Source organism: Nostoc sp., assembly GCF_036919895.1.
Taxonomy (GTDB): Bacteria; Cyanobacteriota; Cyanobacteriia; order Cyanobacteriales; family Nostocaceae; genus Nostoc.
In genome coordinates this window covers 1-26,380 of the sequence record NZ_JBALBW010000124.1, presented here as the reverse complement: position 1 = coordinate 26,380, position 26,380 = coordinate 1, and the positions used below count along the sequence as shown (strand labels likewise).

Here is a 26,380-nt window from a genome sequence, read left to right as displayed (position 1 = left end):
CAGTATAAGCCGTCAAGAATTTTTGGATCCGTCCTACTGCCATGCTAATAGTGAATTAGCGGGCGGTAGCTCTGGCTTTACCACCTTGTACAGCACCCCTACCTCTTAAGCCTGTCCAGCCGATGATAATGTAACCAATAGATAACAGCAAACTGCTAATCCCAATCCGTAGCCCAGACTTCCAAGCAGTATCTTTAGCTTGTTGCAGTGTTTCGTCTCTGCGCTGGCGAACCTGGCTCAGTTGTTGAGTTCGCAGCACTTCGGGATCTGTTTGTTGTTCGATAGCTTTGTCAAGCGCTTGGGGATCTGTTTTAGCCTTCTTCAGTAACTCTTTGATATTTGCGGGAATTTGAGCGCTTTCCAGTGCTTGCTTATATTTTTGATCGTCCTTGAGGATTTCACTAAACTGAGTTTTGGTTTGGTTTCGCAGTTGCTCTAATTGAGCTTTTCCTTGATCGGTATTCAGTTGTGCTTTCAATTGCGATAACCGAGTGTTCAGTTGGGTTTCTGCCTGATCTGCTTCTTGGGTAATGCGGTTAAGTGTTTGAGTTTTAGCTTGATTGACGTTATTGAGGTGCAGGGGAAAAATCAGCAAGAACATCAACCCTAAAATACTTGAGAGGATCGCGGCGGTAAATCTTAAATCGATCCCTTGGGGGCGATCGCTTCCTGCATCAGCGCTTTCTATCCAATAGGCAGCAAATAGCAGCCCTAGTCCTACCAGAGGAACAATTCCCCGATCGACTAGCGCTGTTGCTAAGTTGATTTGCCATACCCGATCGGTTGGTTGAAAGGGTAACAATAGAATCAAAAAGTCCACAAAAAAGGACAATATGCAGATTATTCCAACTACCTTAACTGTGAGGGCAGTACTCACGGAAGTAAAACGGTTAACCATAATTTTTCAAACTGGCGGTGAATATGAGTGATTTTCATATTTCAAGTTACTTGAATATTGTGCCTATGACCGTGACTGTTGTGTAGAAACACAAAGCAGATTCAATACTGGCAAAGGCTATCTGCCTCTTGGTTTTCAACTAGGCCACAGTAACATTTGTGATGTACAGTGTCTTCAGGAAATTCCTGGTATTTTAAGATACTAACCTAATGTAGAGATGTAGAATACGACTCATTGAATATGTAACATCTTGCAGCGATCGCTTGGAAGTCTCGGCTACACAGAGAAAACCTGCCTACGCGGGTTTCAAAATCTTAATTTTCCATTAGTCCACGCAAGTGTCTTAGTTTGTATAGGTACGATTTGTAATCGCTAGAGCTAAGTACAATATTTGAGTTACATTTCTCCCATAAGGACTTGTTCCCAAATGGGCAAATCCTCCGGTCGATCAATATCAGCTAAAGGCGACAAGTTAACGTGTGATAAATTAATCTGCTGGGCAATTTCCAAGGTTTTCTGGAATACTTGAGCAGTTCCCCACTCGATGTTAGCGAATAACTCCGGTATGGGTTGGCACAAACCAATTAAATAATATCCACCATCGAGCGCAGGGCCCAGTACGAGGTCAAAGGTGTGTAACTCCTCAAAGGCTCTTATTAGAATCTGGACATTCACTCCAGGACAATCTGTACCGATGATAATTACTTTGTCTGCACCAGATTCAAAAGCATCTAAAAGCGATCGCGCCATCCGCGAACCTAGATCCCCTTCACCTTGAGACTGATAAACCAAATCCAATCCTAGCCAGTCTTGCATAAGTTGCAAATTGCCACCTGTGAACCTCACTTCCATAGATATGGCAATTTTCTTTTGCAATTCTTGAACTTGAAATATTGTATGTTCAGTCATTTCCCGTTGAAGATTGGCAGCACCAAGATTTCCTAAAACAGGTATCAATCGAGTTTTTGTCTTACCTGGTTCTGGATAGCGAGTAAAAATAATCAGGTGATGTTTTGGTTTTACTGATAAGTTCAGCACAAAATACCTTGTTTGATTCAACTAAAAATATCTTAATAGCAATACTTGTCGTTTTCGTTGGCTCTAGAATGATCTTTGCCAGTTCGCATAGCCCCCAAAATTGTAGAAACATAAACACAACGTCTAGCTTTACCACCATTCAAGCTATAGAATGTTATCTGTCCTAATCCGCCGATTGTACACTGATTTCCAACTTCAGAGATGGGACAACCGTGGTAGTTAAATAAAACTCGCCACATTTGCTGTGAAGCATGTTTTTGTAAAGTTGTCTCCTTTTTTCCTTTACTGTTATCCTCTTCATCGATGCGAGTATTTGGTTCAAGGTTGTTCCATAGATTACCATTGTTTTTAACAGCATCACTAATAAATTGTCCTGCTTCTGCTTGATGAACTGACCATTGAATGATACCGTTTTGTATGCGAAAGCTAGCTTGCCAAGTCAATTTTTGTTTGGTGGCTTGGCTTTGGGCTTGGCGCATAGCAAGGTAAACTTGGTTTTGTGCAGTGTTGAGGCGGCGAGTCTCCACAAAAGCTAGCCAGTTGGGTATTCCTAGCGTGGATAATATACCAATTAATAAAACAACCACTAACATTTCTGGTAGAGTAAAACCACTATTGGAGTGCTTATTAAAAACATTTTTTACATTAACTATAAACGGTAAATGCACCCGTGTATTCATTTTTTCTTCTAGTCTTTTTTCAGTAATCTAACTATTGATCAATATTTGAGTTTCTTGGCTTTTTACTTCGCGTTGCTTAGTAAAGCTGTAGAGTAAGGTGGGTACTATAAGAATTATGATGATTTTCAATAACAGTTTGGAGGTGAAATTTATATTTCTAAGTCTTGAAGGATCGTTAATAAAATAATTCCACAAAAATCTAGCAGATGCTAAACCTCTTTGTCGATTAAATGGCTTCTGTAAAGCTTTGCAGGTCAGGTATTTGTATAAGTTGGCTAGGCTTATATTCCAACTATTCTTAAGTGTAGAGGGTTTTTCTTGATAGGCTCTCTTAAGCACTTGCAAGCATGATTTTTCCTGTCTGATAAGATTTGAAGAAACTGAATTACCACTTATACGATATAATATTTGTACAGATGGTACACAGATAAAATCAAAGTTAGAGGCTAATCTTAGCCACATATCCCAATCCTGAGCGGCACTTAAAGATTCGTCAAAGCCACCTAATGTAATTAAAGACTTTCTACAAATCAAGGGATTGGAACCATTCTCTAGAAAATTATTTAGCAGCAAATTTTCATAAACATTTCCCTTAACATTGACACGTTTGCCTGAAAGTATAAATTCACCATTTTTATCAATATAATCAGTCCAACTGTAAGCTACTTTTGCTGTAACGTTTTCTTGCAGAGCCTTTAATTGAGACTGAAGTTTGTCGCGTGTCCACAGATCGTCTGCATCCAAGAAACTAACAAATTCTCCAACTGCACGGTGTAGACCTCTGTTACGGCTAACATTTCCGCCAGCGTTGGGATAGGAAAAGACTTGTATTCGTGAGTCTGAGATTTGTGTGATAACTTCTAAAGTTGAATCTTGGGAACCATCATTAATTACAATTAGTTCTAGGTTAGTAAAAGTTTGATGTAGAACTGATTGAATTGTGTAGCTAATAGTTTTTTCACTATTATAAGTGGGTATGATTACAGATATTTTGGGTAAATTTGGAGTAAAATCCATCATTAGTAACAGGCTACTTTAATTTTTTAGTCCTCTGCCTAAATTACATTTTAAGTAGTAAATAGGACTCATCATACTAGCAAAGTAAAACTCAATCTCAAAAAGAGCAATTAGATTAGTTTTAAATTGCCCTCTATATCGAATAAGGTGTTGTAATACTCGACGTAAATTCCCTAAAATAGTTTTCACAAAAACTATTGGTTTTTGCCAATTTTTCGTATTTATCAAACGCAGCTGAAAAATACACAATCCACAGCCACGTGCCAAAGTTAGTAGATAATCTCTTTCCAGTCGCCAATGTGGTATTTGATGATAAGTATGCATGGTAGGGTTATACCAAATTTGCCAGCCTGCATAATGTATATAAAGCAATGGTTCATAGTCATCTCCCTGCACCAAAATACCAGGTAATTTTCCGCTTAAAGTCGGGCGTTGTGGTACATTCTCACACCATACTTGTTTTCTGACAACAAGCGCCGCTCCAGGAGGAAGTCTTAAATTCTCCGCATCAAATAAATGTGGATTTGAGCCATGTTCTCTGATAGCTAAAAAAGCTTGAATTCGTTCAAAATTTTCTGGTGGCTTTACTTCAAAATCTCCATGAATCTGTCCACCCCAAGCACCTGCTTGAGGATGCTCTAATCCAAAACTATATGCTTGAGCTAACCAATCAGGAGCAGGTAAGTTATCATCATCTAAAAACGCTATTAGCTCACCTCTTGCTTCACGGACTGCCCGCAGTCGTGCAAAAGCGGCTCCTTGTTCGGTTTCTAAAAAGTATCTTAAATGACATTTTCCATTATATATTTTTTGGTAATTCTGGATTATTTCAGATGTGTTATCCGAACTATTATTATCCACAATAATAATTTCCCAGTTAAGTTTTTCTATTCCTATCTGGGTTAATAGCTTATCCAAAACTTTAGGTAAACGGGTTGCTCCGTTATATGCAGGGATAGCTACGCTAATATCTAAACTTTCAACCGCTAATTTGGTCATAATAGCTGTTTTTTGATAATTTATTTTTTAAAGTATCCATTTTTCCAAAGATAAAAAGGGCTAATCAAACTACTTAGGAAAAGCTCCATTTCACAAGCAAGTACCAAATCATGTTTGAGCTTAGTTCGATATCTGAGTAAATGCACAGCAATTTTACGCAGGTCATTTATCATGTAAGATAACAGAGCAATTGGTCTATATATCTGTTTTATACTAACCATTCTAGTTACATAACGGCTAAGTCCAATACCTCTAAAGAAGGGAATTAAATAATCTTTTTGTAACCGAGAAATTGGAATTTTATGAGAAATTTCCATTTCTGGGTTATACCAAATTTCCCATCCTGCTTTTTGGATGTAAGACAACATTTCTAAGTCTTCACTGGTAAGCATATTGCCTTTAACTCTCCCAGTTAGAATAGATTTATCTGGGACACTTTCTAGCCATGCTTGTTTACGGACAACAAGGCCGGCAGAAGGAGGTAGTAATTTTTTGGACGCTTCATATAATAATGGTAAATTACCTCGCTCTGTAATTGCCAAGAATGGAGCGATTCGCTGAAAGTTTTCTGGTGGTTCTACTTCCCAGTCAGGATGAATTTGGCTGCCATAAGCTCCCGCTTTGGGATGCTTTTCACCAAAAGTATAAGCTGCGGATACCCAATTTGATACTGGGTAGTTGTCATCATCTAGAAAACCTATGAATCTACCCTTAGCTTCTGCAACTGCCCTTTTTCGAGCATAAGCTGCGCCTTGTTTTGGTTCAAAGCAATACTTTAAAGGGTAAGGACATTGCCAATCTTTTTGATAGGTTTGAACAACTTTAGCTGTATTGTCAGTGCTGTTATTGTCTACAACTATAATTTCCCAAGATAAGTTTTCTGTGTGAAGTTGCTTTTGTAGTCGCTCTAGTAATTCCGGCAAACGACTTTCACCGTTGTAAGTTGGGATAGCTACAGTAAAGTCAAGGTTCTCAGTCATTTTCCGAAAAGTATATTTTGATGATGATGCTTTTTATTATGTTCAGGCAATGGCTAATTTATCAATGGCTCTTAAATAACTCTATCAAACATGAAAACTGCACATGATGTTTCAATTTTGCTATCAACGTGCAGTTTTATGTTCAGTAATATTACGTATTTTTAAATAAAAATTGGTATTTAAATTACTTAACTGCAATTATTATCTTTTGCTGTCACCATTGAGCCTAAGAGAGTTTTCACAATGACACATCGCTTTACGCTACTAGGCAATGTAGGATTTGCAGAGCTTGGTACAGCTACTACTATTTTTAACCCAGGTGGTTCTGTCGAAGGGGCTATAGGTGTTCCAAAGCTTGCATTGGGTAAAGTTCCCATATAGTCAAAGGTAATTTTTGTTGATGCACTTAAAGTGTAGGATACAAGAGGATCAACAGTATTGGCAGTGTTTTCGCCACTGAGATTTGCACCCAGCAAAAATTTATCAGAGCTAACGCCTACATCCGTTCCTAAAGGTTTCCATGTGCTGATTCCAATATCGGTACGATAAATAGCAACCTCTTGGGTTGTGCTATTTTTCCGAAAACTGACACTGTAGCTAAGTTTTTTGTTTTTAGCTTCGCGTTGTGCTTCTTGCAGTGCGGCGAAAACGGCGTCGTTAAACTTATTTATCCGTTGCCGATTTACAAAGGCAGCCCAACCAGGGGCTGCGATCGCTGCTAAAATTCCTACTAACAGTAGTACTACTATTAACTCTATAAGAGTAAATCCAGCATCTTGTTGATTGTAGCCATTGATTGAGGGTCTATTTGCTAAATATTGCTGCTTTAGCTTTGGTTTTCGGCTGTGTAACTGGAAAGAATCTAATAGTTTTAAACTAAGAATATTCGGCATACTATCCTGCTTTTATTAATATTTGTCAAAGATAGAAGCTATTTGGTAAAGATGAAGCTGCTTCCTTGAACTTTAATGTTTGCACTCGGAAAATAACTAGATTTGCTCTGCGCGTAACGTACTTTAGTTTCATCATTTTGTATTAAACGAGCTTGTGCGTTACTCCTTAAATAAACTTCAGCAGCACTTCTATTATTTAAGCTAACTGAATTTACACAAGCATAGAATCCCGATCTAACAATGGTTGTTGGAACTTGACTAAAGTTAGTAGAGCATGTAGCAGAGGCTGGCGCTCCCTGTGCTATTGTTGTTTGATCTATAAAATCAACTAAAACTAAGGGATCTTGAGTGTAACTCCCCCCTCCTGCCCAGCTATTCATTTTTGCTTGTAATGTTATGCCCTTTTGTGATAAGTCAAATGGTTTAAAACCTTTATCTGGACATGGAAGATATTTTTCGGTTGCAGCAAATCCAGAGCAAGTCACTGTAGCAGCAGTATTTGGAACGCCATCTTTAATTTCCCATCTAGCGATGCGTGCAGCTTTAGACCAGTTAGGACTACTGTCTTGAATTAAATAGTAGGCAACTAATGAGTAAACAAAAGTATCATCTTTTTGAGTGCCTGTAATTGTAATTGCTTGATTAATTAATTCTCGTTTCCAAAAGACAAGCACAGGAACTTTATCTGTTCCGTTAGGTAGTTGATTCCCAGTTGTACTTGCATTTGGGCAAGTGTTATTGGTACTAGTATCAACAGTACCACTTAGACAAGCAATTCCAGTAACATCATATATATATATTGCTTGTTGTAGATCGCGAGTAATATAATCTAGTGCAGCTTTAATTTCTTGCTCAGAGGTTGCTTTGGCTTGTTCCTGACCATCAGTGTTTAAAACACTGATCATAAAACTTAGTAACGGCGTAATTACTAAAAATGCGATGAGCATAGCCACCAATAATTCAATCAGGGTAAAACCACTATTTTTGTTTTGCTTATGAGAGGGTTTTAGCTGAGTACTTAACAGCCACCTCAATATATTCATTTTGCTACAGGTTCTCCTTAGTGACGAATACTGAGTCGTAAAATCATTTATGTTTGCTGGATTAATTATGGTTATTGACAACCACCAAGCCTTCCGCACAAAGCGTTATAGGAGGGTTGACCCCTGACAATTTCAGTTGTCATTTCTACTAGTGGTGCTTTGCGATCGCCTAGTCCTCCAGTAAATGTTGCTGCTTTTTTTCCACCGCTAGCGGCGGTTAGGTAATCAAAGTCAGCATCTGAACGATACACCCGAATTCCCAAACGATAGCCTTGACCGCTATCAGGATCGCTACCTGTCACAGCAGCGCGAATAGCCTGAATGTAAAATAGATCGCTAGTACAGCCGGGATTAGCAAGGCTGCCATTTTTGTTAAAGCAATACAAAGTATTTTTGGTTGCAGTTGTGGGAGCTAATGTACTGCTCATTAAATAGTCACTAGTGGAAGTTGATACCTTTCTAGTTGGATCGGCAGTTAATGTAACTGTGATTGTCGGGTCTGAGACGATTTTAGACTTGATAGCATCAATAAAGGCTTTAGCCGCTCCTGTTGCCAATTCCACCCGTTTAGCTTGCACACGAGTTGCTGTTGACATAACTAAGACAGGTGCGATCGCTACCAGCAAAACGGCAACCACGAGGATCGCCACCAGCGACTCAATAATCGTAAAACCTGACTCGTTAGACTGGGTAGATAATTCTTGTAGTTGGCGTGGGTTCATACTCAATTTCTTAATAAGGCTATGTTTTAAAGTAATTTGCGATCGGGCGGGTGTAATACACTCGTAACCTCTCTTTAAACCTCTCCTCTAAAATAGGAGAGGCTTGGAATTTTCCCCTCTTCCCCATTAGGAAAGAGGTCTATTAACGCGATCTATTAACCAAAAAGTGCTGTAAAACTCTCATTCAGACACTTTAGGATGGCTGGAGTTGGCAGTTGTTACTATTACTAGGACGTTCAGTTCCAGGTAGAGCAAATTTGAAACCACTGCCAAAGTAAGTAGCGTCCGCAGTATCAAACCCATCTGCTGCTTGAGTTTGGACAGCACACAACAGAGTTTTCACCCAAAGATCATCCCGGCCTACTTCTCTGAAGTATTCATTCGGAGGATCTGCTGCTGGAGTTACAAAGCGTTGGGCAAACAAGTCGGGGTTTTGCGCCAGTAACGCTACATCAAAACCCCAGTTACGGTTAGGAGGGATATAATAAGGCGCTTCACCAGAACCAGTAGCACTTATAGTAGTACTATCTGATGTGTACCCAGGTCTGTCAGAATTAAGAGCTCTGAAAAAGATACTGTTATTCTTAGCAAGGCTAGTAGCGTCAGTATAATTCGGGTCAGAAGTGGTTGCTGGAGCAGTTGTTGGCAGTGTTCTAACAAAAACTTGGAATGGTGCAGTCGCATAGATACTGCGTTTAAATTGGATGAATGAACCGTTGATATTGGCATCAATCCCACCCCAGTTTTCTAAAAAGCGGACAAAGTTATGCAAACCCCCATTGATTTCGTAGGTCGTTGGAGTTGAAGCCGTGGCAATTGAATTCACACGAGCAGGAGTATCACCACCCGCAACTACTAGATTAAAATTTGTTGCACTTGCCTGAGACAACCATCTAGTATTTTTAACAAGACTAGATGAAGATGCTCCTGCTAAACTGGGGTAATCACTATTACCAGTTGGAGGTGCTGCGGTTGTTACCTGTAATTGCAATACAGGTTCTAATAACGGCTGGTATGTCGCATCTCTGGCTGTAAGAATCAATCCGGTTGTAGTTCCAGGAAAATCCCTTAAACTCTGTGCTGGTGGTTTGTGGTATCTGAAGAATAGACGATTAGTGGCGTTGTATGTGATAACGTTGAGTCCCGACCCTGGCGCTTTAGTGTAATCAGTATCTGTTGTAGTTGCAAACCATAGGGCATTATTTGCTGATCGAGGTAGGCCGTCGCTACTCTTATTATATAGGCCTACCTGTGCTGCACTTGTTATGCCCAGTACAACAGGAGTATCGCTATTCCAAGCCATAAAATTACCCAAAGGATCAACTGTCTGACCCAAATTATTTCGTTTGTAGGCAACCCGGCGGGCAAATCTTTCAAAACCAGCCTTTGCCGGTTGGGCGGTAGTACCAGCTACTAATTGTCCAACTGCGGCATTTGCCGGAAGACTAGAGGATTGTATCCCTCTCTCAGCAGCAGTGATTGTATTGTCGTTATCGCCATCGTAACCAATATACCAATCCAACACTCCACACTTAGAGACTGGTATAATAAAGCACATCTCCATTACATACTCTGGGAAAGTTCCTCGGCGTTGAATGGGTGTGACGAAGTTGTTCAAGTAAGAACTGTTATTGTCGGTAGAAGTGGGAGTACCTTGATAGTAGGTATCACTACCAGAGTCAATTAAGAATTTAGATGAAGTGACAAAGTTGTTATTCCAGAAACCTACCTTTAGTAGGCTGAGTACGACGTTAGGATCGCTTCCTTGGTTATTTCGCAAATCGTAATCACCCTCATTACGGAAACCTTCGCGGAAGCTACCAGAAAGTAAGGTGACAGCATCAGCAATCACTGATGCTGGTCGCCAGGTTTCGCCTGTTGTGCAATTGGGTAGTCTAGGGTCACTAGGCCGACAAGCAAAGTCAGGATCGCGATTTGCCGCAGCACGAGTGTAAAATTTAGTATCGTAGCTGGGATCACTGGGAGCAATGGGAGCAGCCAAAAGATCCGTACCTTTGAATTCTTGTTTAGTGTGCAGATTAAAATTGCCTTTAACATACACCGGTAGCTCAGTTGCTAAAATCAAGCCTTTTTCTTCTGGTCTGTAATTATTCTCGCGACTCAAGTCACTGCCATTAATCAACATAATGGCGTTGGGTCGCCGTTCTGGATCGAGCCTGTAGTCACTAGCGCTGACATTTTCACTAGTTGAGTTACTACGATCTTTTTGAGCATCATCACGAGAAGCATAGATAATGCCGCTATTGGGCAATAAATATTCTTTATCCGATGCGATACCGATTGCTTGTGTGCGAAGCTTACTTAAATCTATAGTAGTGGTACGAATTTCTAGAGGCTGACGCTGTTCGACTTCCAGATTGTAGTTTCCAGTTAATGTACCACCTTTATCTATAGCTTTAATTTGTCGGGCATCAAGAAATGCCCTTTCTACGATTGCACCATGAGGAATGTAGGTAGTACTCTGAGCTAGAGTGCCATCAGCAATGTTTATTGCACAGATAGTAGAGTCAATTGCTGATTGTTCAGAGAGAGTGAGTTTACTGGTAGTTGCCTTGGCCAGTGCTTGCCGTAGTAGAGGATTCACAAGGCGGCCATTGGGAAATACTAAGTTGGCTTGATATTTCAAGCGATCTAACAAAGTTACACTAGTGTTAGTCACATCATCAGCGCTAGCCGCAAGTGTAAAAAAACCATTGCTATCTACTGTCTGTCCTCTAGTTATGCCAGAAGATGTAGTAGCGGCAGCAGCGTAAACAACCCCATTATTTGATTTGGCTCCAGTCGGTCTAGCACCAACTACTTCACCGCTGACATCCGGTAGTGTACCTGCATTTCTTGCTGTATCTCTGTTTGTGGGATCGTAGTAGCTACTTACACAGGCCATGGGTGTTTGATAATCGTCTGGTGTAGCTGCCTGAGGATCGTAGGAATCAAAATTGTAGTGATACACTGCCGTGGCACGCATTACCAAATCACCACGTTTTTGTTTACTTGCATCCAGAGGATCGGTCGGATCGGGTACAAGCATAGGCAGAGCATCAGGCCAGACTACTATGCCACCATTTTCCTTGACTACCGATGCTGGCGTGCTTGGATCGTCAGGGACTGTTGCTGGACGAGTAGGTAGTCCAGAATCTGTTGGTCTATATACTCCCGCACCTGTAATCACTCTCAGCCCACCGACCACATCAAGGATATTAGTTCGGGGTGAAGCGGCTGAAATCTCCCAAAAACCATCACGTCCTGTTACCCCTAAATCTGATAACTGTTTGACGCGAGTGGTACGAGTCCGATCTTTGGTAGTGCTACTTGTCCACTTCACAGCAGGAGTGATAGGTTGGGGATAATCATCTCCGACAAACTTTCCTTGTGTGTCGTCCCATATCAGTTCAGGCAGGTTGTTACCTACAGCGATGCGATCGCCTAACTCTGTTTCTATTACGGGAGTATTATCTACAATGTCTGGATCTCTAGCAGGTAGTTGTGCTGTATTTAGTGTTAATTTTGTATTAGTATCTAGTGGATAAATCCAGGCATCCATCGGACGTAGCGTATCAACAGAACCCTTCATAAATGTTGCTGCATCTGCTGTGGTATAGTCCACACCAGCAGATTTTTCAATCCCAGAAGTACCATAAAAAACTTCTTTAAATGGTACACGCCTAGTACGTTTACGGAACCAATTTCCTAATTCTTCCTTACGTACTGTAGTCGCATCTAAGCTTGGATCGCTCAGAAGCCGATTGCTGATATTATTTCTGATGTCTTGAGGATCGGTACTAGTAGCATTAAGTAATTGTGCGTTAACTAACAAGTCTATTCGTTGAGCATAAGCCTGAGTGTTATAGGCAATGTCATTCGATTTAGTTGAGGTTGAGGTAGTTTTATTAGTAGATGCTAAAGTTTTATTTGTAGTCGGCGCACCATTTTCTACAAATAAATCTACGTATGTTCCACCTGTATCACTTGGACTAATTGGGTTACTAGTTGCAATATTACCGCCAACAACTATCCTGCCATTTTCTCGTTCGTAGTAACAAGAATACCTACTACTAACCTGAAATAGGGTTATATCTTGATCAGTTTTGGCAGTAAATAAGTTACTGTTCGTAAAAACGCGTCCATTGAGACGGAATCTAGGCCCAGGTGTAATATCTAAGTCATCTTCATAGACAACAGCATTATTAGTAATAGAAACTTGACTACGATCTTGTTGCATTTCTAAAGCTGAGAAGCCTTTATTACCTCGATACTTCTCATATTTGGTTGTATCAAGAGAAGTAGCTTGAGAAATATCACTAATGGGAACCGTTACTGCATATACGAAAAAGCTTTTTTTCAATTCGCCACTTGGTAGCTTATACCAACCCGAACTACCTACTAAGCTGGCACTAGTATCACCAGCGACATCACAAGCTCCACCTGCCTTAGCTGGTAGCATAGGAGGGGTTCTAGCATCTAGTGGGCTTCTCTTTCTGAGAGTACCAGTTTGGGGTGGAGTGCGGAAGTAGATACCGTAGAGAATAAAGCTATCAAATTTACCGTTATTATCTGTATCAGCAGGAAATTTCCAGGCTGTTTGAATATTTTCTTTATTTTCTAAAGCGATAGTATTATCCGCTTTAATTGTCGCATCTTTATCAAGATCATAAGCCAGGGTTATGGCAGTCTCATCACCAAATGTATAAACAGGAAGCTTATTGGTTAAAGTATTATATAGCGTTACATTTGATGGGACAGAACGTGGTAAGGTCGGGTCAGCAAACAGTGCAGTTATTTTGGCTTTAGCCCTTTCTAAGGCAGGAGTAGCGGCTTGCATTGTCGCTTCATTCACGCGGACGTTACTAGCATTTTTAGAACGTTCAAAAGACCGAAACAAAATTGCAGTTGTTAACAATACAACTACCAAAACTACCATTGCCACTGTTGGCAACACAAAGCCAGCATTCTCCGAGCTTCGTCTTCTTCGATTGCCAAAAATAGCTCGTAGTAGCCAAATAATTTGTTTGTTAATTGTAGATAAAAACTGCTTACTAATTTGTTTGAAGTTTTTTTGAATTGCCTTGACTAGCTGAAGTTTTCGAGACATAGCTGTTTCCTTGTCAAGTTATTTATAGCGGATTTACTATTTTTTCAGACGTTTCAAACTATGCCTACAAAGTATTTTTACAGGCATAATTTGAAGTTATATTGATTTAACCACTGGTTTTGTTGGACTAACTTTCAAAGAAAGTAGTTACAACAAAAGACAATTTATTCAAGTTATATCATTTATGAATTGTTCATCTTATCCGGTAAATACTGAATTTTGGAAAATTATTTAATTTAAGTCTGATAAACAGTAAGACATAACTTCACAGTGAATTTGCGGAAATGTATTTTATATAAAGGCAAATTTATGAAGATGTTGTTAACAGAGTAAACTTATAATACCCAACTGTTAAATGAAAGATATCAGTTGGGTACAAAATAATCAGATACAGGGGTTTTCACTCCGATACAATACTGTCGAAACCTCACCCCGCCCTTCTGGCATCCCTCTCCTTATTAAGGAGAGGGGATATGGGTTAGGCGCTAAAGTATTTTGCTACTGGGTGGTAAGCAATAATCGCAGTGGTAGATTGTTCTGGATAAAGTTGTTCGCTTTCATCCATATACAAGTTAATTCTATCAGTCTGCAATAACTCCAGTTGCTTGTATTGGTCTTGGATATTTGGACAAGCGGGATAACCAAAACTATACCGTGAGCCACGATAGCGTTGTGCTAATATATCCCGAATATTGTCGGGTTCTCCAACAGTAAAGCCTAACTCTCGGCGAATTCTGGCGTGTGTCCACTCGGCTATCGCCTCTGCAACCTGCACCGCCATGCCGTGGAAATACAGGTAATCGGTGTATTGATTGGCAGTAAACAACTTTTGAGCGAACTCTGTGGCAATTTCCCCTACAGTCACCGCTTGCATTGGGAAGACATCAATAATTCCCGACTCCTTCGGTGCAAAGAAATCTGCTATGCACAGCCGCCTTAACGACTTTTGTCTGGGAAACTCGAAAGTTGCAACCTGTTGTGATTGATTCTCTGAGTCATATATATGTAGAGAATTCCCCTCAGATTGACAAGGAAAATATCCATAAATCACTTGGGGATGTAAAAGATTTTCCTCAAGAATCCGGTTTTTCCAAGTTTCTAAAACAGGGTAGACTTTCTCAGCTAAGAAAGCCTGATATTCTTCCTTAGATTGTTCCTTTGGTTTGCGGAATTGCCACTGTCCAGCAACTAAAGCTTGTAAATCCAAGTGCCAGAATATCTCCTCGATGGGAATATCACTAGGCTGCAATAACTGCGTTCCCCAGAAAGGCGGTGTCGGGCGTTCAATATCTATCGCTACCGCATCAGAACGTCTCGTATCTACTTCTTTTGGTTCAGCAGATATTTTTTCAGCAGTTGTAGCTTTTGGTTCTTTATGACCATTTGTCGAAACTTCAGCCGTTTCGACTTCGTTCAAAAATCCCTGCAAATCTTCCCAGTTATTAGTTGCCTTTGCTGGCATTAATTTATCCATGAAATGCAAGTCAGAAAAGGCATCTTTGCCATAAACAACTTTACCTTTATAGGTTTTTTGGCAATCTTCATAGACAAACTTGGGAGTCAGCGCCGCACCACCTAAAATCACGGGGACGGTAATTCCTTTTTCGTTGAATATTTCCAAATTCTCTTTCATGAAAGCGGTGGATTTCACCAGCAAACCACTCATGGCAATACAATCAGGTTTGTACTGTTCGTAAGCGTTGATGATATTTTCCACTGGCTGTTTAATTCCCAGGTTAATCACCTTGTAGCCGTTGTTAGACAAGATGATATCTACCAAGTTTTTACCAATATCGTGGACATCTCCTTTCACAGTGGCAATAATAAAGCTTCCCTTGGCATTGTTGCCTGATTCTGACACTTCCATGAACGGTTCTAGAAATGCCACCGCCGCTTTCATGGTTTCTGCTGATTGCAAAACGAAGGGTAGCTGCATTTGTCCAGAACCGAATAATTCCCCTACAACTTTCATCCCATCTAGCAAGAAAGTGTTGATAATTTCTAAGGGGGGATGTTCTTCTAAGGCTTTTTTGAGATGTTCTTCTAAGCCAATGCGTTCGCCGTCGATGATGTGGCGTTTTAGACGTTCTGGGATGGGGAGACTTTCATCTAAAGAGCGATCGCGCTTAGTTGTTACCCCAGCAAACACTGTGGTAAGCTCTCCTAAAGGATCGTATACGCAAACATTACCCTCAAATTTGCGATCGTCATAAATCAACTGCCGACAAATTTCTTGATGGCGTGCGTCAATCTTCGAGAGCGGTAAAATCTTGTTAGCGCTAACAATGGCTGCATCCATTCCCGCCGTCGTCGCCTCGTGTAAAAACACTGAGTTTAGTACCATCCGCGAGGCTGGATTTAAACCAAAGGAAATATTAGAAACACCCAAAATCACATGACTTCCAGGCAATCCTTCACGAATCCGCCCGATGGATTCAATTGTCGCCTTACCGTTTTCTCGGTCTTCTTCAATCCCGGTGGAAATGGGTAACGCTAGGGTATCAAAGAATATTTCTGTGGGTGGTATGCCGTATTCTACAGCTTGGCGGTAAGCGCGTTGTGCGATCGCAAACTTTTTGTCTGCTGTCCGCGCCATCCCATCTTCATCGATAGTACCAATGATTACACCAGCACCGTATTTCTTCGCTAACTCCAGCACCTTTAAAAAGCGCGGTTCCCCGTCTTCGTAGTTGGTGGAGTTCAGCAAACACTTACCACCGGCAACCTTTAAACCCGCCTCCATCTTTTCCCATTCGGTGGAGTCAAGCATTAAAGGCAGTGTGACATTATTAACAATGCGCGAAACTAGTTCGTGCATATCCCGTTCGCCGTTGCGTCCCACATAATCGACGTTGACATCGAGGATGTGTGCGCCTTCTTTGACTTGCGCCCTCGCCATTGAAACGAGTCCATCCCAATCTTCGGCATTGAGTAAATCGCGGCACTTCTTGGAACCACTGGCGTTGAGACGTTCACCAACAATCAAGAAGGAATTATCTTGATCGTAGGGCTGAGTGGTGTAAATTGATGCTGCTGCTGGTTCTAAACTTGGATGTCTAACTTTTGGCTTCAAGTCTTTTGCAAGTTCTGCCAATTGTTGAATGTGTTCTGGACGCGTCCCACAGCAACCCCCGATCACTTGGACACCCAAATCTTCAACAAAATGCATTAGCGACATCCGTAATTCCAACGGTGTCAGGCGGTAGTGCGCTTGACCGCCGACGTTTTCAGGTAAACCCGCGTTAGGAATACAGGAAACGATAAAAGGTGAATGTTCTGACAGATACTTGATATGTGGTTTCATCAAGTCTGGGCCAGTGGCGCAGTTTAAACCAAGAATGTCAATTGGGTAAGGGGCTAAAATTGTCAGCACAGCACTGATTTCTGAACCTACCAACATTGTGCCCATGCTTTCCATTGTCACAGAAACCATCAACGGTCTGCGATCGCCTTTTTTGGCAAACACTTCTTCAATTCCATTCAGCGCCGCCTTAATTTGCAGCACATCTTGGCAAGTTTCCACCAAAAATAAATCGACACCACCATCCCACAGCGCCTCTGCTTGTTCAGCAAAAGTAGCCTTCATGGTGTCAAAGTCAATATGTCCCAAGGTGGGGAGTTTAGTTGTGGGGCCGATGGAACCTGCCACAAACCGGGGTTTTTCTGGCGTGGAAAATTCCGCAGCGACACGCTTGGCTAATTCTGCGGCTGTCTTGCTGAGGTAATAGGCTTGGTCTGCCAAGTCATATTCTGCTAATACAAGGGAGGTACTACCAAAGGTATCGGTTTCAATGACATCAGCACCAGCAGCGAGGAAGTCGCGGTGAACCTTAGCGACAGCTTCCGGTTTCGTGTGGACTAAATATTCATTACAACCTTCATACTGCGGGCCGCCGAAGTCTTCAGCAGTCAGGTTTTGGGTTTGTAAGTTCGTTCCCATCGCCCCGTCGAAGACGAGGACTGGGCTATCTGGACTACGCAGGCGTTCAAGGAAAGAATGAGTCATATTTTCCTAGAATAAATGAGGAAATCAAGTGAGTCTTGTGATACTCGACTTACTTTATTATTTTCCAAAATTTTGGGAGTTTCGGCAGTATGTAATCAAAAAATTTTGATGCCGTACTGGAATTACTTATGTGTCTATAATATCACTGGATAGTGAGCTAGTTGATATAGAGGTTGTTCTATGGAGAGAAGGAAAATTTTGATTGCAACTAAAACATACCCTTCAATTAGCACCAAATATAAAGAAACAGTCTGTACAGCAGGAGTTTTGTTAGATGATGACGATAAACCAGTTCAGTATCATGAGTAACCTAAAAAGTCACAAAAATAGCTTTATGATTATTGGGATATTTTACCCACCATTAATAAAAATGTAATATTTAAACTTGATTCTTCCAGGAATTAAAAATGAAGATTAAAGATATTGCTAAAACAAGATGTATACTTACTTTTGGATATGGCAATCGCAAAGACTACGATGCATTCTTGGAATACCTGCAAAAGTTTGATGTGGGATGTGTTGTAGATGTGAGGATGGTTCCTCGTGCTTGGAGCCGGAAATGGTACGGCGACAAAATTAAAATATTCTGTGAATTAAATAATATTGAGTATATTTCTAAAACTGCTTTAGGTAACACATCTGGTAAAGAAAATTGGATTCCAGTAAATCAAGAAGAAGCAGATATAGCTCTACATGAAATTGCACAAATTGCTCAAACGGGTAATGTTTTACTCTTGTGTGCTGAAAGGAACCCGAATCGCTGTCATCGGAAAGAAGTTGCTGATTGCTTGGGAAACCTGGTATCAATGCCTGTTAAGCATTTAGAGTAGTAAACTAAAATTTTCTCGATACTTAGGCAAGAGTGTTTAATAATCTCATTTCACAAGAGACGATCGCCTCTAGTGTTGGTGGGGCGTAGCCCATCGTAGACATTGCAATTATAAAGCGATCGCAGTTTTCGGGTGTGTTAGCGCGAAAGCGTAGCGCACCCTTTGAACTCCATTAATGAGTCTTTTATACTCGCGGACGAGTCTTTGATACTCGCGGACGAGTCTTTTATACTCGTGGACGAGTCTTTTATACTCGCGGACGAGTCTTTTATACTCGCGGACGAGTCTTTTGTACTCGTGGACGAGTCTTTTATACTCGCGGACGAGTCTTTTATACTCGTGAGCGAGTCTTTTATACTCGTGAGCGAGTCTTTGATACTCATGAATAAGTGAATGTTATTGCAAGGGTAGCGATGTCTACGACGGGCGTAGCTGCGGCACCCTACTAATTTAAACATTACAGCCGTTTTTATGGACATGAACACACAAATCCAATCTGTAATGCTTAGTTACGATATACTACTTGAGTAAATATCGCTACAAAGTTGGTGAGGTTTGCTGATGACAAACGAAGAACTGTTGCAAATTCTTGAAAAAGCTGCCAGGGAAAAGGCAACGGAGCTAGACCTCGATAACAATCAACTCAGCAGCCTGCCGCCAGAAATCAGCCAACTCTCAAACTTGTCATGGCTAGACCTCCATAACAATCAACTTAGTAACCTACCGCCAGAAATCAGCCAACTCTCCAACTTAACTGAGCTATTCCTCGATAACAATCAACTCAGCAGCCTGCCGCCAGAAATCTGCCAAATCTCCAACTTGACTGAGCTATTCCTTGATAACAATCAACTCAGCAAGCTACCGCCAGAAATCAGCCAACTCTCTAAACTGACGCTGCTATCCCTTTCTAACAATCAACTCAGCAGCCTGCCGCTAGAAATCAGCCAACTCTCTAAACTGACGCTGCTAGACCTCTATAACAATCAACTCAGCAGCCTGCCACCAGAAATCAGCCAACTCTCAAACTTGACTGAGCTAGACCTCTCTAACAATCCACTCAGCAATCTGCCGCCAGAAATCTGCCAAGTCTCCAAACTGACGCTGCTATCCCTCTCTAACAATCAACTCAGTAGCCTGCCGCCAGAATTCAGCCAACTCTCAAACTTGACTAAGCTAGACCTCCATAACAATCAACTCAGCAATCTGCCGCCAGAAATCAGCCAACTCTCAAACTTGACTGAGCTAGACCTCTCTAACAATCAACTCAGCAGCCTGCCGCCAGAAATCAGCCAACTCTCAAACTTGACTGAGCTAGACCTCTCTAACAATCAACTCAGCAGTCTGCCGCCAGAAATCAGCCAACTCTCAAACTTGACTGAGCTATTCCTCGATAACAATCCACAATTAAGCTCGCCACCGCCTGAAATTGTTCAGCAGGGAACGGAGGCAATTTTGACCTATCTTCGAGCCAAGTCAGAAGCTAAAGGATAATATCTTTCTAAACTGCTAGTAGTTGGTGAAGAGAATGTGGGTAAAACATCATTAAGAGCGCTACACGATGAAGACTTTCACACCCACGAATCCACTACCCACAGCATTGAAATTAAATGGCTTTTAACAGCACTATTGCAGGGATTATCAAGGTATATTTGACTAGAATTAAAGTATTATAGCGATTATTATTTGGATACCATAAGCGGTAGGGGTTTACAGAAGTGCGCCTCTACAACTGACACGCCAGTTTAGCTATAAATTAATATCTACGGTTTTACGGGTATTAGAAAAATGAAGTTTACAGACTGGGTGACTAGGGTACTACTAATCTGGCTGATGTTCGCCACTCTAATTGTAGTGCTGCTAATTGGACGAGCAACAAAATTACACAACAATCCGACAATATCCCGTGCATCCAATCCACAGGTTACAGCTTTCAGTAAATATCCCCAGGCGCAATTTCAATCAGCGAAAGAGCCAGAGAAGAAATTTCAAAATGTTATCAAGTCCCCAGTCAAGGTTAACAAGCCTGTAGCAAGGTATATAACCACTCAAGCTTTTGCACGCTACAGACCTAGTTATCAAGTTGCTTCCGTTGACCCTAGTAACTATGGAGAACGTTACACCCAAGATGTTAATGGCATTCGTCTCAGCAATCAACCAATTATCGTCCTCCATGAAACTGGTTACTCTGCTTCCAGCGCCATTAATTTCTTTCAAGTAGCCCATACCGATGAAGGTGTGCAAGCAAGTTACCACGCCTTAGTCAAGTTAGACGGCACAGTGGTTTATCTAGTACCGCCAGACAAGCGGGCTTTTGGTGCAGCTAACTCAGTATTTGATGGTTCTCAGGGAGTGGAAACTGTGCAGACTAATCCGACTTTACCCGCGTCTGTGAATAATTTTGCTTATCATGTTTCTTTGGAAACACCACCAGATAGTTATGATGCAAGCAGCCAACAAACTCATAGCGGCTATACGGAGGCTCAATATCATTCTCTAGCTTGGTTAATTGCTCAAAGTCAAGTCCCAGACGATCGCATCACTACCCACCATCTCGTAGACCGTTCTGGTAAAAAAGTTGACCCAATAAATTTTGATGGGAATAAATTTCTGAGCTTACTTAATACTTTTCGTCAGGTTAGACCTATTTATAGAGTAAATAAATAATTTATTCGTAAGGTGCGTTACGCTACGCGATAACACACCCGACAAAATTTCTTGAACTAAGCTATTTGCTAAAGCTATAGATTTGCTGCTTTTCCAGGCGATCGCTAATTGATGAAGGCAGTGTACCATCCGGGAATGTCTGACGATCTAGTTGCACCTGTAAATTACTCAAGGGATCGGAACCAGAGGAAATCAGAAATTCTAGTTTTTGGATATATGGCAAGGTTGCGAGGTTATCCAAAATTTGGAAGATAGCGTGTATGTATGGATGACCACTTTGTTGATACCAATCAGCACTAGCAACTTTTGCCTGATCGAAACCCAAGTGGACTGTTAAAGATGGCTCGTCAAATATAGCGATCGCTAACGGACGCGCTTCTTCCTGCAACAATAGATCGTTACTTCTCGCTAAATGTCGCAGTTTCTCTAAGCGTTCATAACGTTCCGTCACAGCTTCCGGGTCATCTTGCCAATGGATTGCGACTGTCACCAGATAAGTCTGTAACAGCATGTGACCCAGCTTTTTGGCTTTTGTCGCCAGGTAATAAGAATTGTATTCGTTTGCCTCAATTAACAATGGCACGCGATCGACTACTTCCAATCCATAACCCTTTACTCCAGCAATTTTACGGGGATTATTGGTAATCAAACGAATCTTTTTGATGCCCAAATCCATCAGCATTTGTGCGCCCATTCCGTAGTCTCGCAAGTCAGCAGGAAATCCCAAACGCTCGTTTGCTTCTACTGTATCCAGTCCCATATCCTGCAATGAATAGGCTTTCAGCTTGTTAATCAAGCCGATTCCTCTTCCTTCTTGACGCAGGTATACAACTACACCTTGACCCGCCGCCTCAATCATTTTCAGTGCGGCTTGTAACTGCATCCGACAGTCGCAGCGCAAAGAACCCAAAGCATCACCAGTTAAGCATTCTGAGTGCATCCGCACCATTACTGCCTCATCTTTGAAGTTAGCTGGATCGCCCTTGACAATTGCAACGTGTTCCGTGTTATCCAGGGTGTGGCGGTAGGCGTAAATTTCAAACTGACCGAATTCACTAGGCAGTTTGGTAACTACCTCACGATACACGAGGCGATCGTGCTGTAGGCGATAGCTGATTAAATCCGCAATACTAATTATTTTTAAATTGTGACGTTTGGCATATTCAACTAACTGCTGCAACCGCGCCATTGAACCATCGGGATTTTGAATTTCACAAATTACCCCGGCTGGATATAGCCCTGCTAGTCGAGATAAGTCTACAGCTGCTTCCGTATGCCCTGCGCGTTTGAGTACGCCTCCAGCTTTCGCCCGAATTGGGAAAATATGACCGGGACGACGTAAATCGGTAGGTTTTGTAGCTGGATTGAGAGTAACCTGGATAGTGCGGGCGCGGTCTTCGGCTGAAATCCCAGTGCTGACACCCAATTCTGGGCCGGCATCAATGCTAACAGTGAAGGCAGTTTGGTTAGTATCTGTAATGTTGCTTACCATCAAAGGTAAGTCTAGCTCGTCTAAGCGATCGCCTGTCATTGCCAAACAAATCAGCCCTCTAGCTTCCACCGCCATGAAATTAATCGTGTCGGGTGTGGCAAATTGGGCAGCACAAATTAAGTCGCCTTCATTTTCTCTATTTTCATCATCTACCACTACAATTACACGACCAGCTTTTAGGTCTGCTAAAGCGGCATCAATCGAATCAAATTTAAAAGCTTGGGTAGTATTAGGCTGTGACACAGATAGATTTCCAGCTACCAACGTAAATTTTTTTTACAATTTCTTCTTTTAGATTGTAGCTCCTTTATAAGGCAGAGAAGTAGACTAGCAATGATTTGATAACGGGGCAAAAATTTCTGCCATTCCAAGTAGGGATTTTAAAATGCAGCGACAGCAAAGGATGAGGGAGACAAATAGAATATTTTATAATTTCCCTGCGTTCTCTTTCTTAGCGTCCGAAAAAATTCGAGGGGTAACAGGAGTTTTGTACGCTGTGAGTCTAGTCGCTGATATTGTTGATAGCTGAGAACGAATTAACTATTCATGGGATAAGGATTTCAGATCATGGGCAAATTAAGACGCGTACCCGTTGGGATTGTTGGCGCGTCGGGCTATGGCGGAGTACAGTTAGTACGGCTACTGATGGATCATCCAGAAGTCGAACTGGTTTATTTAGGCGGTGAGAGTAGTATTGGGAAATCCTTCGGGGATTTGTACCCACATCTGGCTCATGCAGCTAATCTACCAATAGAAGCGGTAGAACCAGAAATAATTGCTCATCGCTGTGAAGTAGTTTTCCTGTCTTTACCAAATGGTCTGGCTTGCCAAATCGCGCCCAAACTTTTGGAAAAAGGATGTAAAGTACTAGATTTGAGTGCAGATTATCGGTTCCGTAATTTGACAACTTATACAAATTGGTATGGGATTGAGAGAAGCGATCGCACCATTGCAGCGACAGCAGTTTATGGATTACCAGAACTTTATCGCGATCGCATTGCCGAAGCTCAACTCATTGGCTGTCCCGGTTCCTATCCCACAGCTAGTCTCCTTGCACTTTCGCCACTCTTAAAGCAAGGCTTAATCTTACCAGAAACAGCTATTATCGATGCCAAGGCTGGCACATCTAGCGGTGGACGGCAACCTCAAACCAATTTATTACTATCTGAAGCAGATAATTCTATAGCAGCTTTCAATATCGGCCGTCACCGCCACACCCCAGAAATCGAGCAAATTTGCAGTGACTTAGCCGGTCACGAACTCATGATTCAATTTACACCGCACCTTGTGCCAATGGTACGCGGGATTTTGGCAACAGTATATGCAACAATGAGCGATCCCGGTCTAGTGCGAGATGACTTAACCACAATTTTCTCAGCCTTCTACCGCAACTCTCCTTGGGTAAAAGTCTGCAATAGTGGCATTTACCCCCAAACTAAATGGGCTAATGGCAGCAATCTTTGTTACATCGGCGTAGAAGTTGACCCGCGCACAGGTCGCGTAATTGTCATGTCGGCAATTGACAATCTAATTAAAGGACAGGCGGGTCAAGCTATCCAATGTCTAAACCTAATGATGGGCTGGGATGAAACCTTGGGGTTGCCCAAGTTGGGGTTTTATCCTTAATTGGGAATTGGGAATTGGGAATTGGGAATCGACAAGAGATAGGGAATCTTCCCCAGTCCCCAGTCCCCAGTCCCCAGTCCCCAGTCTCTACTTCGGCCCTAAACCGACAGTACCAGCATAAACGGCGCGATCGCCAAGTTCATCTTCAATTCGCAGTAAGCGATTGTATTTTGCTACCCGTTCGCTGCGACAGAGAGAACCTGTTTTAATTTGACCGGCACGGGTTGCTACAGCTAAATCAGCGATCGTTGTGTCTTCGGTTTCACCAGAACGATGGCTAATTACTGAACGGATGCTGTTGCGAGTTGCTAAATCAATCGTTTCCAAGGTTTCGGTGAGAGAACCAATTTGATTGAGTTTAATCAAAATAGAATTAGCGGCTTTTTCCTGGATGCCTCTTTGTAAACGAGTAACGTTGGTCACAAATAAGTCATCCCCTACCAATTGCACCCGCGAACCTAATTTCTGGGTCAGCAATTGCCAACTTTGCCAGTCTTCCTCATGTAAACCATCTTCAATTGACACAATTGGATATTGGTCAACCAGTTGTCCTAAATAATCAATAAACTCTGTGGCAGCATGAGGTTTACCATCGTAAACATACTGACCATTCTTGTAAAATTCGCTAGCCGCCACATCCAAAGCCAAAGCTACTTCTTCACCTGGCTTATAACCAGCTTTCTTAATGGCAGCAACCAGCAATTCCAAAGCCACTTGATTAGATTCTAGGTTAGGGGCAAAACCGCCTTCATCGCCCACACCAGTGAGCAAACCCTTTTCATCTAATACTTGGCTGAGGGTAGCAAATACCTCTGCACCCCAGCGCAACGCTTCCCGGAAGGAAGGTGCGCCAATTGGGACGATCATAAACTCTTGGAAATCCACGTTATTTGAGGCGTGTGCGCCACCGTTAATCACGTTCATCAACGGCACTGGGAGCAAATTCGCTAAAGGGCCACCCAAATAGCGATATAGAGGAATATCTAGAGATTCAGCGCCAGCTTTAGCTGCTGCTAGGGAAACTCCCAAAATTGCATTCGCGCCCAAACTGGATTTGTTCGGAGAACCATCGATCGCGATCATTGTCCGATCTAGGAGTTCTTGGTTGAGGGCATCCAAGCCTAACAATTTTGGTGCAAGTGCTTCTTTGACGTTTTGCACTGCCTTGAGTACGCCTTTGCCCCCATAACGGCTTTTATCGCCATCACGCAGTTCGTGGGCTTCAAAACTGCCCGTGGAAGCACCACTGGGAACCTGGGCTAGTCCGACAACACCGTTGGCTAAATGCACTTCGGCTTCAATTGTCGGTCTACCGCGTGAATCAAGAATTTCACGGGCTGCGATCGCTTCAATTGCAGTATCTAGAAATTTGCTCATCTGTACTTTATCCTTTATTCGAGTCTGTTACGCATCCAGTCCATTTGCCTAACCCAATCGCTAGCTTATGCTGTTAAGAGACTTTATTGGCTGAGATTAAAGAAGATTTCCATTGTATGGATAAGGAGCAACACCAAAAATGGTTAAGGAAATGTTTATTTAATTCTTTGCCTGATGGCATTTCTACCTGAAGACTTTCAGCTAGGTAAAATGTTGGCAGAGAATAAGACTAAATCAATTACACAGAAAAGGTCAATATGCGATTACTACATACAATGCTGCGAGTGGGCAACCTGGAAGAATCCTTAAAGTTTTACTGTGAACTTTTGGGAATGAAATTAATACGCCGAAAAGATTATCCAGGGGGAGAATTTACCTTAGCTTTTGTGGGCTACGGTGACGAAAGCGACAACGCGACGATCGAACTAACCTACAACTGGGGCGTGGAAAAGTACGAATTGGGTAATGCTTACGGTCACATTGCCCTTGGGGTTGATGATATTTACGCTACTTGTGAGGAAATCCGCAATCAAGGCGGGAAAATTGCACGCGAACCTGGGCCAATGAAACATGGTTCGACAGTAATTGCATTTGTGGAAGATCCCGATGGGTATAAAATCGAACTGATTCAGCTGGGATCTCAAGGTTCAGCAGTTAAGCAGGAATCACAAGAGCAACTTGTGAATCAGTAATTCTTATAATTAAGAATATGTAGCGCTTCTCAGTTGAAGGCAATAAAGCTGTAGGAAAATACCCACTGATGTCTTGAAAAGTTGAACCAAATGCGGGTAGATTGATTTTCCCGCAGACAGGTGTCTCGTGCGACTGCTTAACAGAGTGCGAGACTTTTCCCTTTTTGCATACCCTTTTTAAGCTGGTTAGGGGATCTCCTTTGCGTAAATCCTATCAGTATTAGCAACACTAAGACCGTAGCCCGGATTTCTCACCACATCTCTCAAAGCCTGCGCTTGTGCAGGGGGGCAGGGGAGCAGGGGGGCAGGGGAG

Annotated in this window: 18 protein-coding genes; 5 read left to right on the top strand and 13 right to left on the bottom strand. The window is 42.0% G+C overall.

Going from position 1 to position 26,380, the window contains the following annotated elements; genetic code table 11:
* Positions 1-55: 55 nt before the first annotated feature.
* From hpsJ-B to metH, 11 genes are all read right to left on the bottom strand, one after another.
* The gene (hpsJ-B, locus tag V7K55_RS24580; protein WP_334835476.1) at positions 56-898 is read right to left on the bottom strand and encodes a hormogonium polysaccharide biosynthesis protein HpsJ; all 843 of its coding nucleotides are present in this window, start codon (positions 896-898) and stop codon (positions 56-58) included.
* A gap of 396 nt (positions 899-1,294) precedes the next feature.
* Positions 1,295-1,936, bottom strand: coding sequence for a TIGR04282 family arsenosugar biosynthesis glycosyltransferase (locus tag V7K55_RS24575; RefSeq protein ID WP_334835474.1), 642 nt, complete (start codon positions 1,934-1,936; stop codon positions 1,295-1,297).
* A gap of 32 nt (positions 1,937-1,968) precedes the next feature.
* Positions 1,969-2,616 carry a pilus assembly FimT family protein gene (locus V7K55_RS24570; RefSeq protein ID WP_334835471.1) on the bottom strand — a complete coding sequence of 216 codons (648 nt, stop codon included), beginning with the start codon at positions 2,614-2,616 and terminating at the stop codon, positions 1,969-1,971.
* Positions 2,617-2,643: 27 nt separating this feature from the next.
* Entirely contained in the window at positions 2,644-3,636 is a 993-nt protein-coding gene (locus V7K55_RS24565; RefSeq protein WP_334835468.1) for a glycosyltransferase, read from the bottom strand.
* A 15-nt stretch (positions 3,637-3,651) separates the two neighbouring features.
* Positions 3,652-4,632, bottom strand: coding sequence for a hormogonium polysaccharide biosynthesis glycosyltransferase HpsE (gene hpsE / locus V7K55_RS24560; protein WP_334835465.1), 981 nt, complete (start codon positions 4,630-4,632; stop codon positions 3,652-3,654).
* 20 nt (positions 4,633-4,652) lie between these two features.
* The gene (gene hpsE, locus V7K55_RS24555) at positions 4,653-5,612 is read right to left on the bottom strand and encodes a hormogonium polysaccharide biosynthesis glycosyltransferase HpsE (protein ID WP_334835462.1); all 960 of its coding nucleotides are present in this window, start codon (positions 5,610-5,612) and stop codon (positions 4,653-4,655) included.
* A 188-nt stretch (positions 5,613-5,800) separates the two neighbouring features.
* Complete coding sequence (locus V7K55_RS24550) at positions 5,801-6,505, bottom strand: prepilin-type N-terminal cleavage/methylation domain-containing protein (protein WP_334835460.1); 705 nt, start codon at positions 6,503-6,505, stop codon at positions 5,801-5,803.
* Positions 6,506-6,543: 38 nt separating this feature from the next.
* A complete protein-coding gene (hpsC, locus tag V7K55_RS24545) occupies positions 6,544-7,548 on the bottom strand; it encodes a hormogonium polysaccharide secretion pseudopilin HpsC (protein WP_334835458.1) in 1,005 nt (334 codons plus the stop codon).
* 71 nt (positions 7,549-7,619) lie between these two features.
* On the bottom strand, positions 7,620-8,270 hold the full coding sequence (gene hpsB / locus V7K55_RS24540) for a hormogonium polysaccharide secretion pseudopilin HpsB (protein WP_334835456.1): 651 nt from the start codon (positions 8,268-8,270) through the stop codon (positions 7,620-7,622).
* A gap of 193 nt (positions 8,271-8,463) precedes the next feature.
* Positions 8,464-13,380, bottom strand: coding sequence for a hormogonium polysaccharide biosynthesis protein HpsA (gene hpsA / locus V7K55_RS24535; protein WP_334835453.1), 4,917 nt, complete (start codon positions 13,378-13,380; stop codon positions 8,464-8,466).
* Positions 13,381-13,858: 478 nt separating this feature from the next.
* The gene (metH, locus tag V7K55_RS24530; RefSeq protein WP_334835451.1) at positions 13,859-17,386 is read right to left on the bottom strand and encodes a methionine synthase; all 3,528 of its coding nucleotides are present in this window, start codon (positions 17,384-17,386) and stop codon (positions 13,859-13,861) included.
* A gap of 407 nt (positions 17,387-17,793) precedes the next feature.
* Between metH and V7K55_RS24525 the strand changes: the two genes are divergently transcribed.
* From V7K55_RS24525 to V7K55_RS24515, 3 genes are all read left to right on the top strand, one after another.
* The gene (locus V7K55_RS24525; RefSeq protein WP_334835449.1) at positions 17,794-18,216 is read left to right on the top strand and encodes a DUF488 domain-containing protein; all 423 of its coding nucleotides are present in this window, start codon (positions 17,794-17,796) and stop codon (positions 18,214-18,216) included.
* Between the two features lie 561 nt (positions 18,217-18,777).
* Positions 18,778-19,707 carry a leucine-rich repeat domain-containing protein gene (locus tag V7K55_RS24520; protein ID WP_334835446.1) on the top strand — a complete coding sequence of 310 codons (930 nt, stop codon included), beginning with the start codon at positions 18,778-18,780 and terminating at the stop codon, positions 19,705-19,707.
* Positions 19,708-20,001: 294 nt separating this feature from the next.
* Entirely contained in the window at positions 20,002-20,880 is an 879-nt protein-coding gene (locus V7K55_RS24515; protein WP_334835443.1) for an N-acetylmuramoyl-L-alanine amidase, read from the top strand.
* Positions 20,881-20,941: 61 nt separating this feature from the next.
* On the opposite strand, the gene ribBA is transcribed toward V7K55_RS24515, so the two are convergent.
* Positions 20,942-22,615, bottom strand: a complete 1,674-nt coding sequence (gene ribBA / locus V7K55_RS24510) for a bifunctional 3,4-dihydroxy-2-butanone-4-phosphate synthase/GTP cyclohydrolase II (RefSeq protein ID WP_334835441.1) — start codon at positions 22,613-22,615, stop codon at positions 20,942-20,944.
* A 324-nt stretch (positions 22,616-22,939) separates the two neighbouring features.
* Here ribBA and argC point away from each other — a divergent pair, with 324 nt between their 5' ends.
* Positions 22,940-23,998 (top strand): N-acetyl-gamma-glutamyl-phosphate reductase, encoded by a 1,059-nt coding sequence (gene argC / locus V7K55_RS24505; protein ID WP_334835439.1) that lies wholly within the window; start codon positions 22,940-22,942, stop codon positions 23,996-23,998.
* Between the two features lie 87 nt (positions 23,999-24,085).
* Here the strand turns inward: argC and eno are convergent, their stop codons facing one another.
* Positions 24,086-25,375, bottom strand: a complete 1,290-nt coding sequence (eno, locus tag V7K55_RS24500) for a phosphopyruvate hydratase (RefSeq protein WP_334835438.1) — start codon at positions 25,373-25,375, stop codon at positions 24,086-24,088.
* A gap of 257 nt (positions 25,376-25,632) precedes the next feature.
* Between eno and gloA the strand changes: the two genes are divergently transcribed.
* Entirely contained in the window at positions 25,633-26,067 is a 435-nt protein-coding gene (gloA, locus tag V7K55_RS24495) for a lactoylglutathione lyase (protein ID WP_334835436.1), read from the top strand.
* The last annotated feature ends 313 nt before the right edge of the window (positions 26,068-26,380 follow it).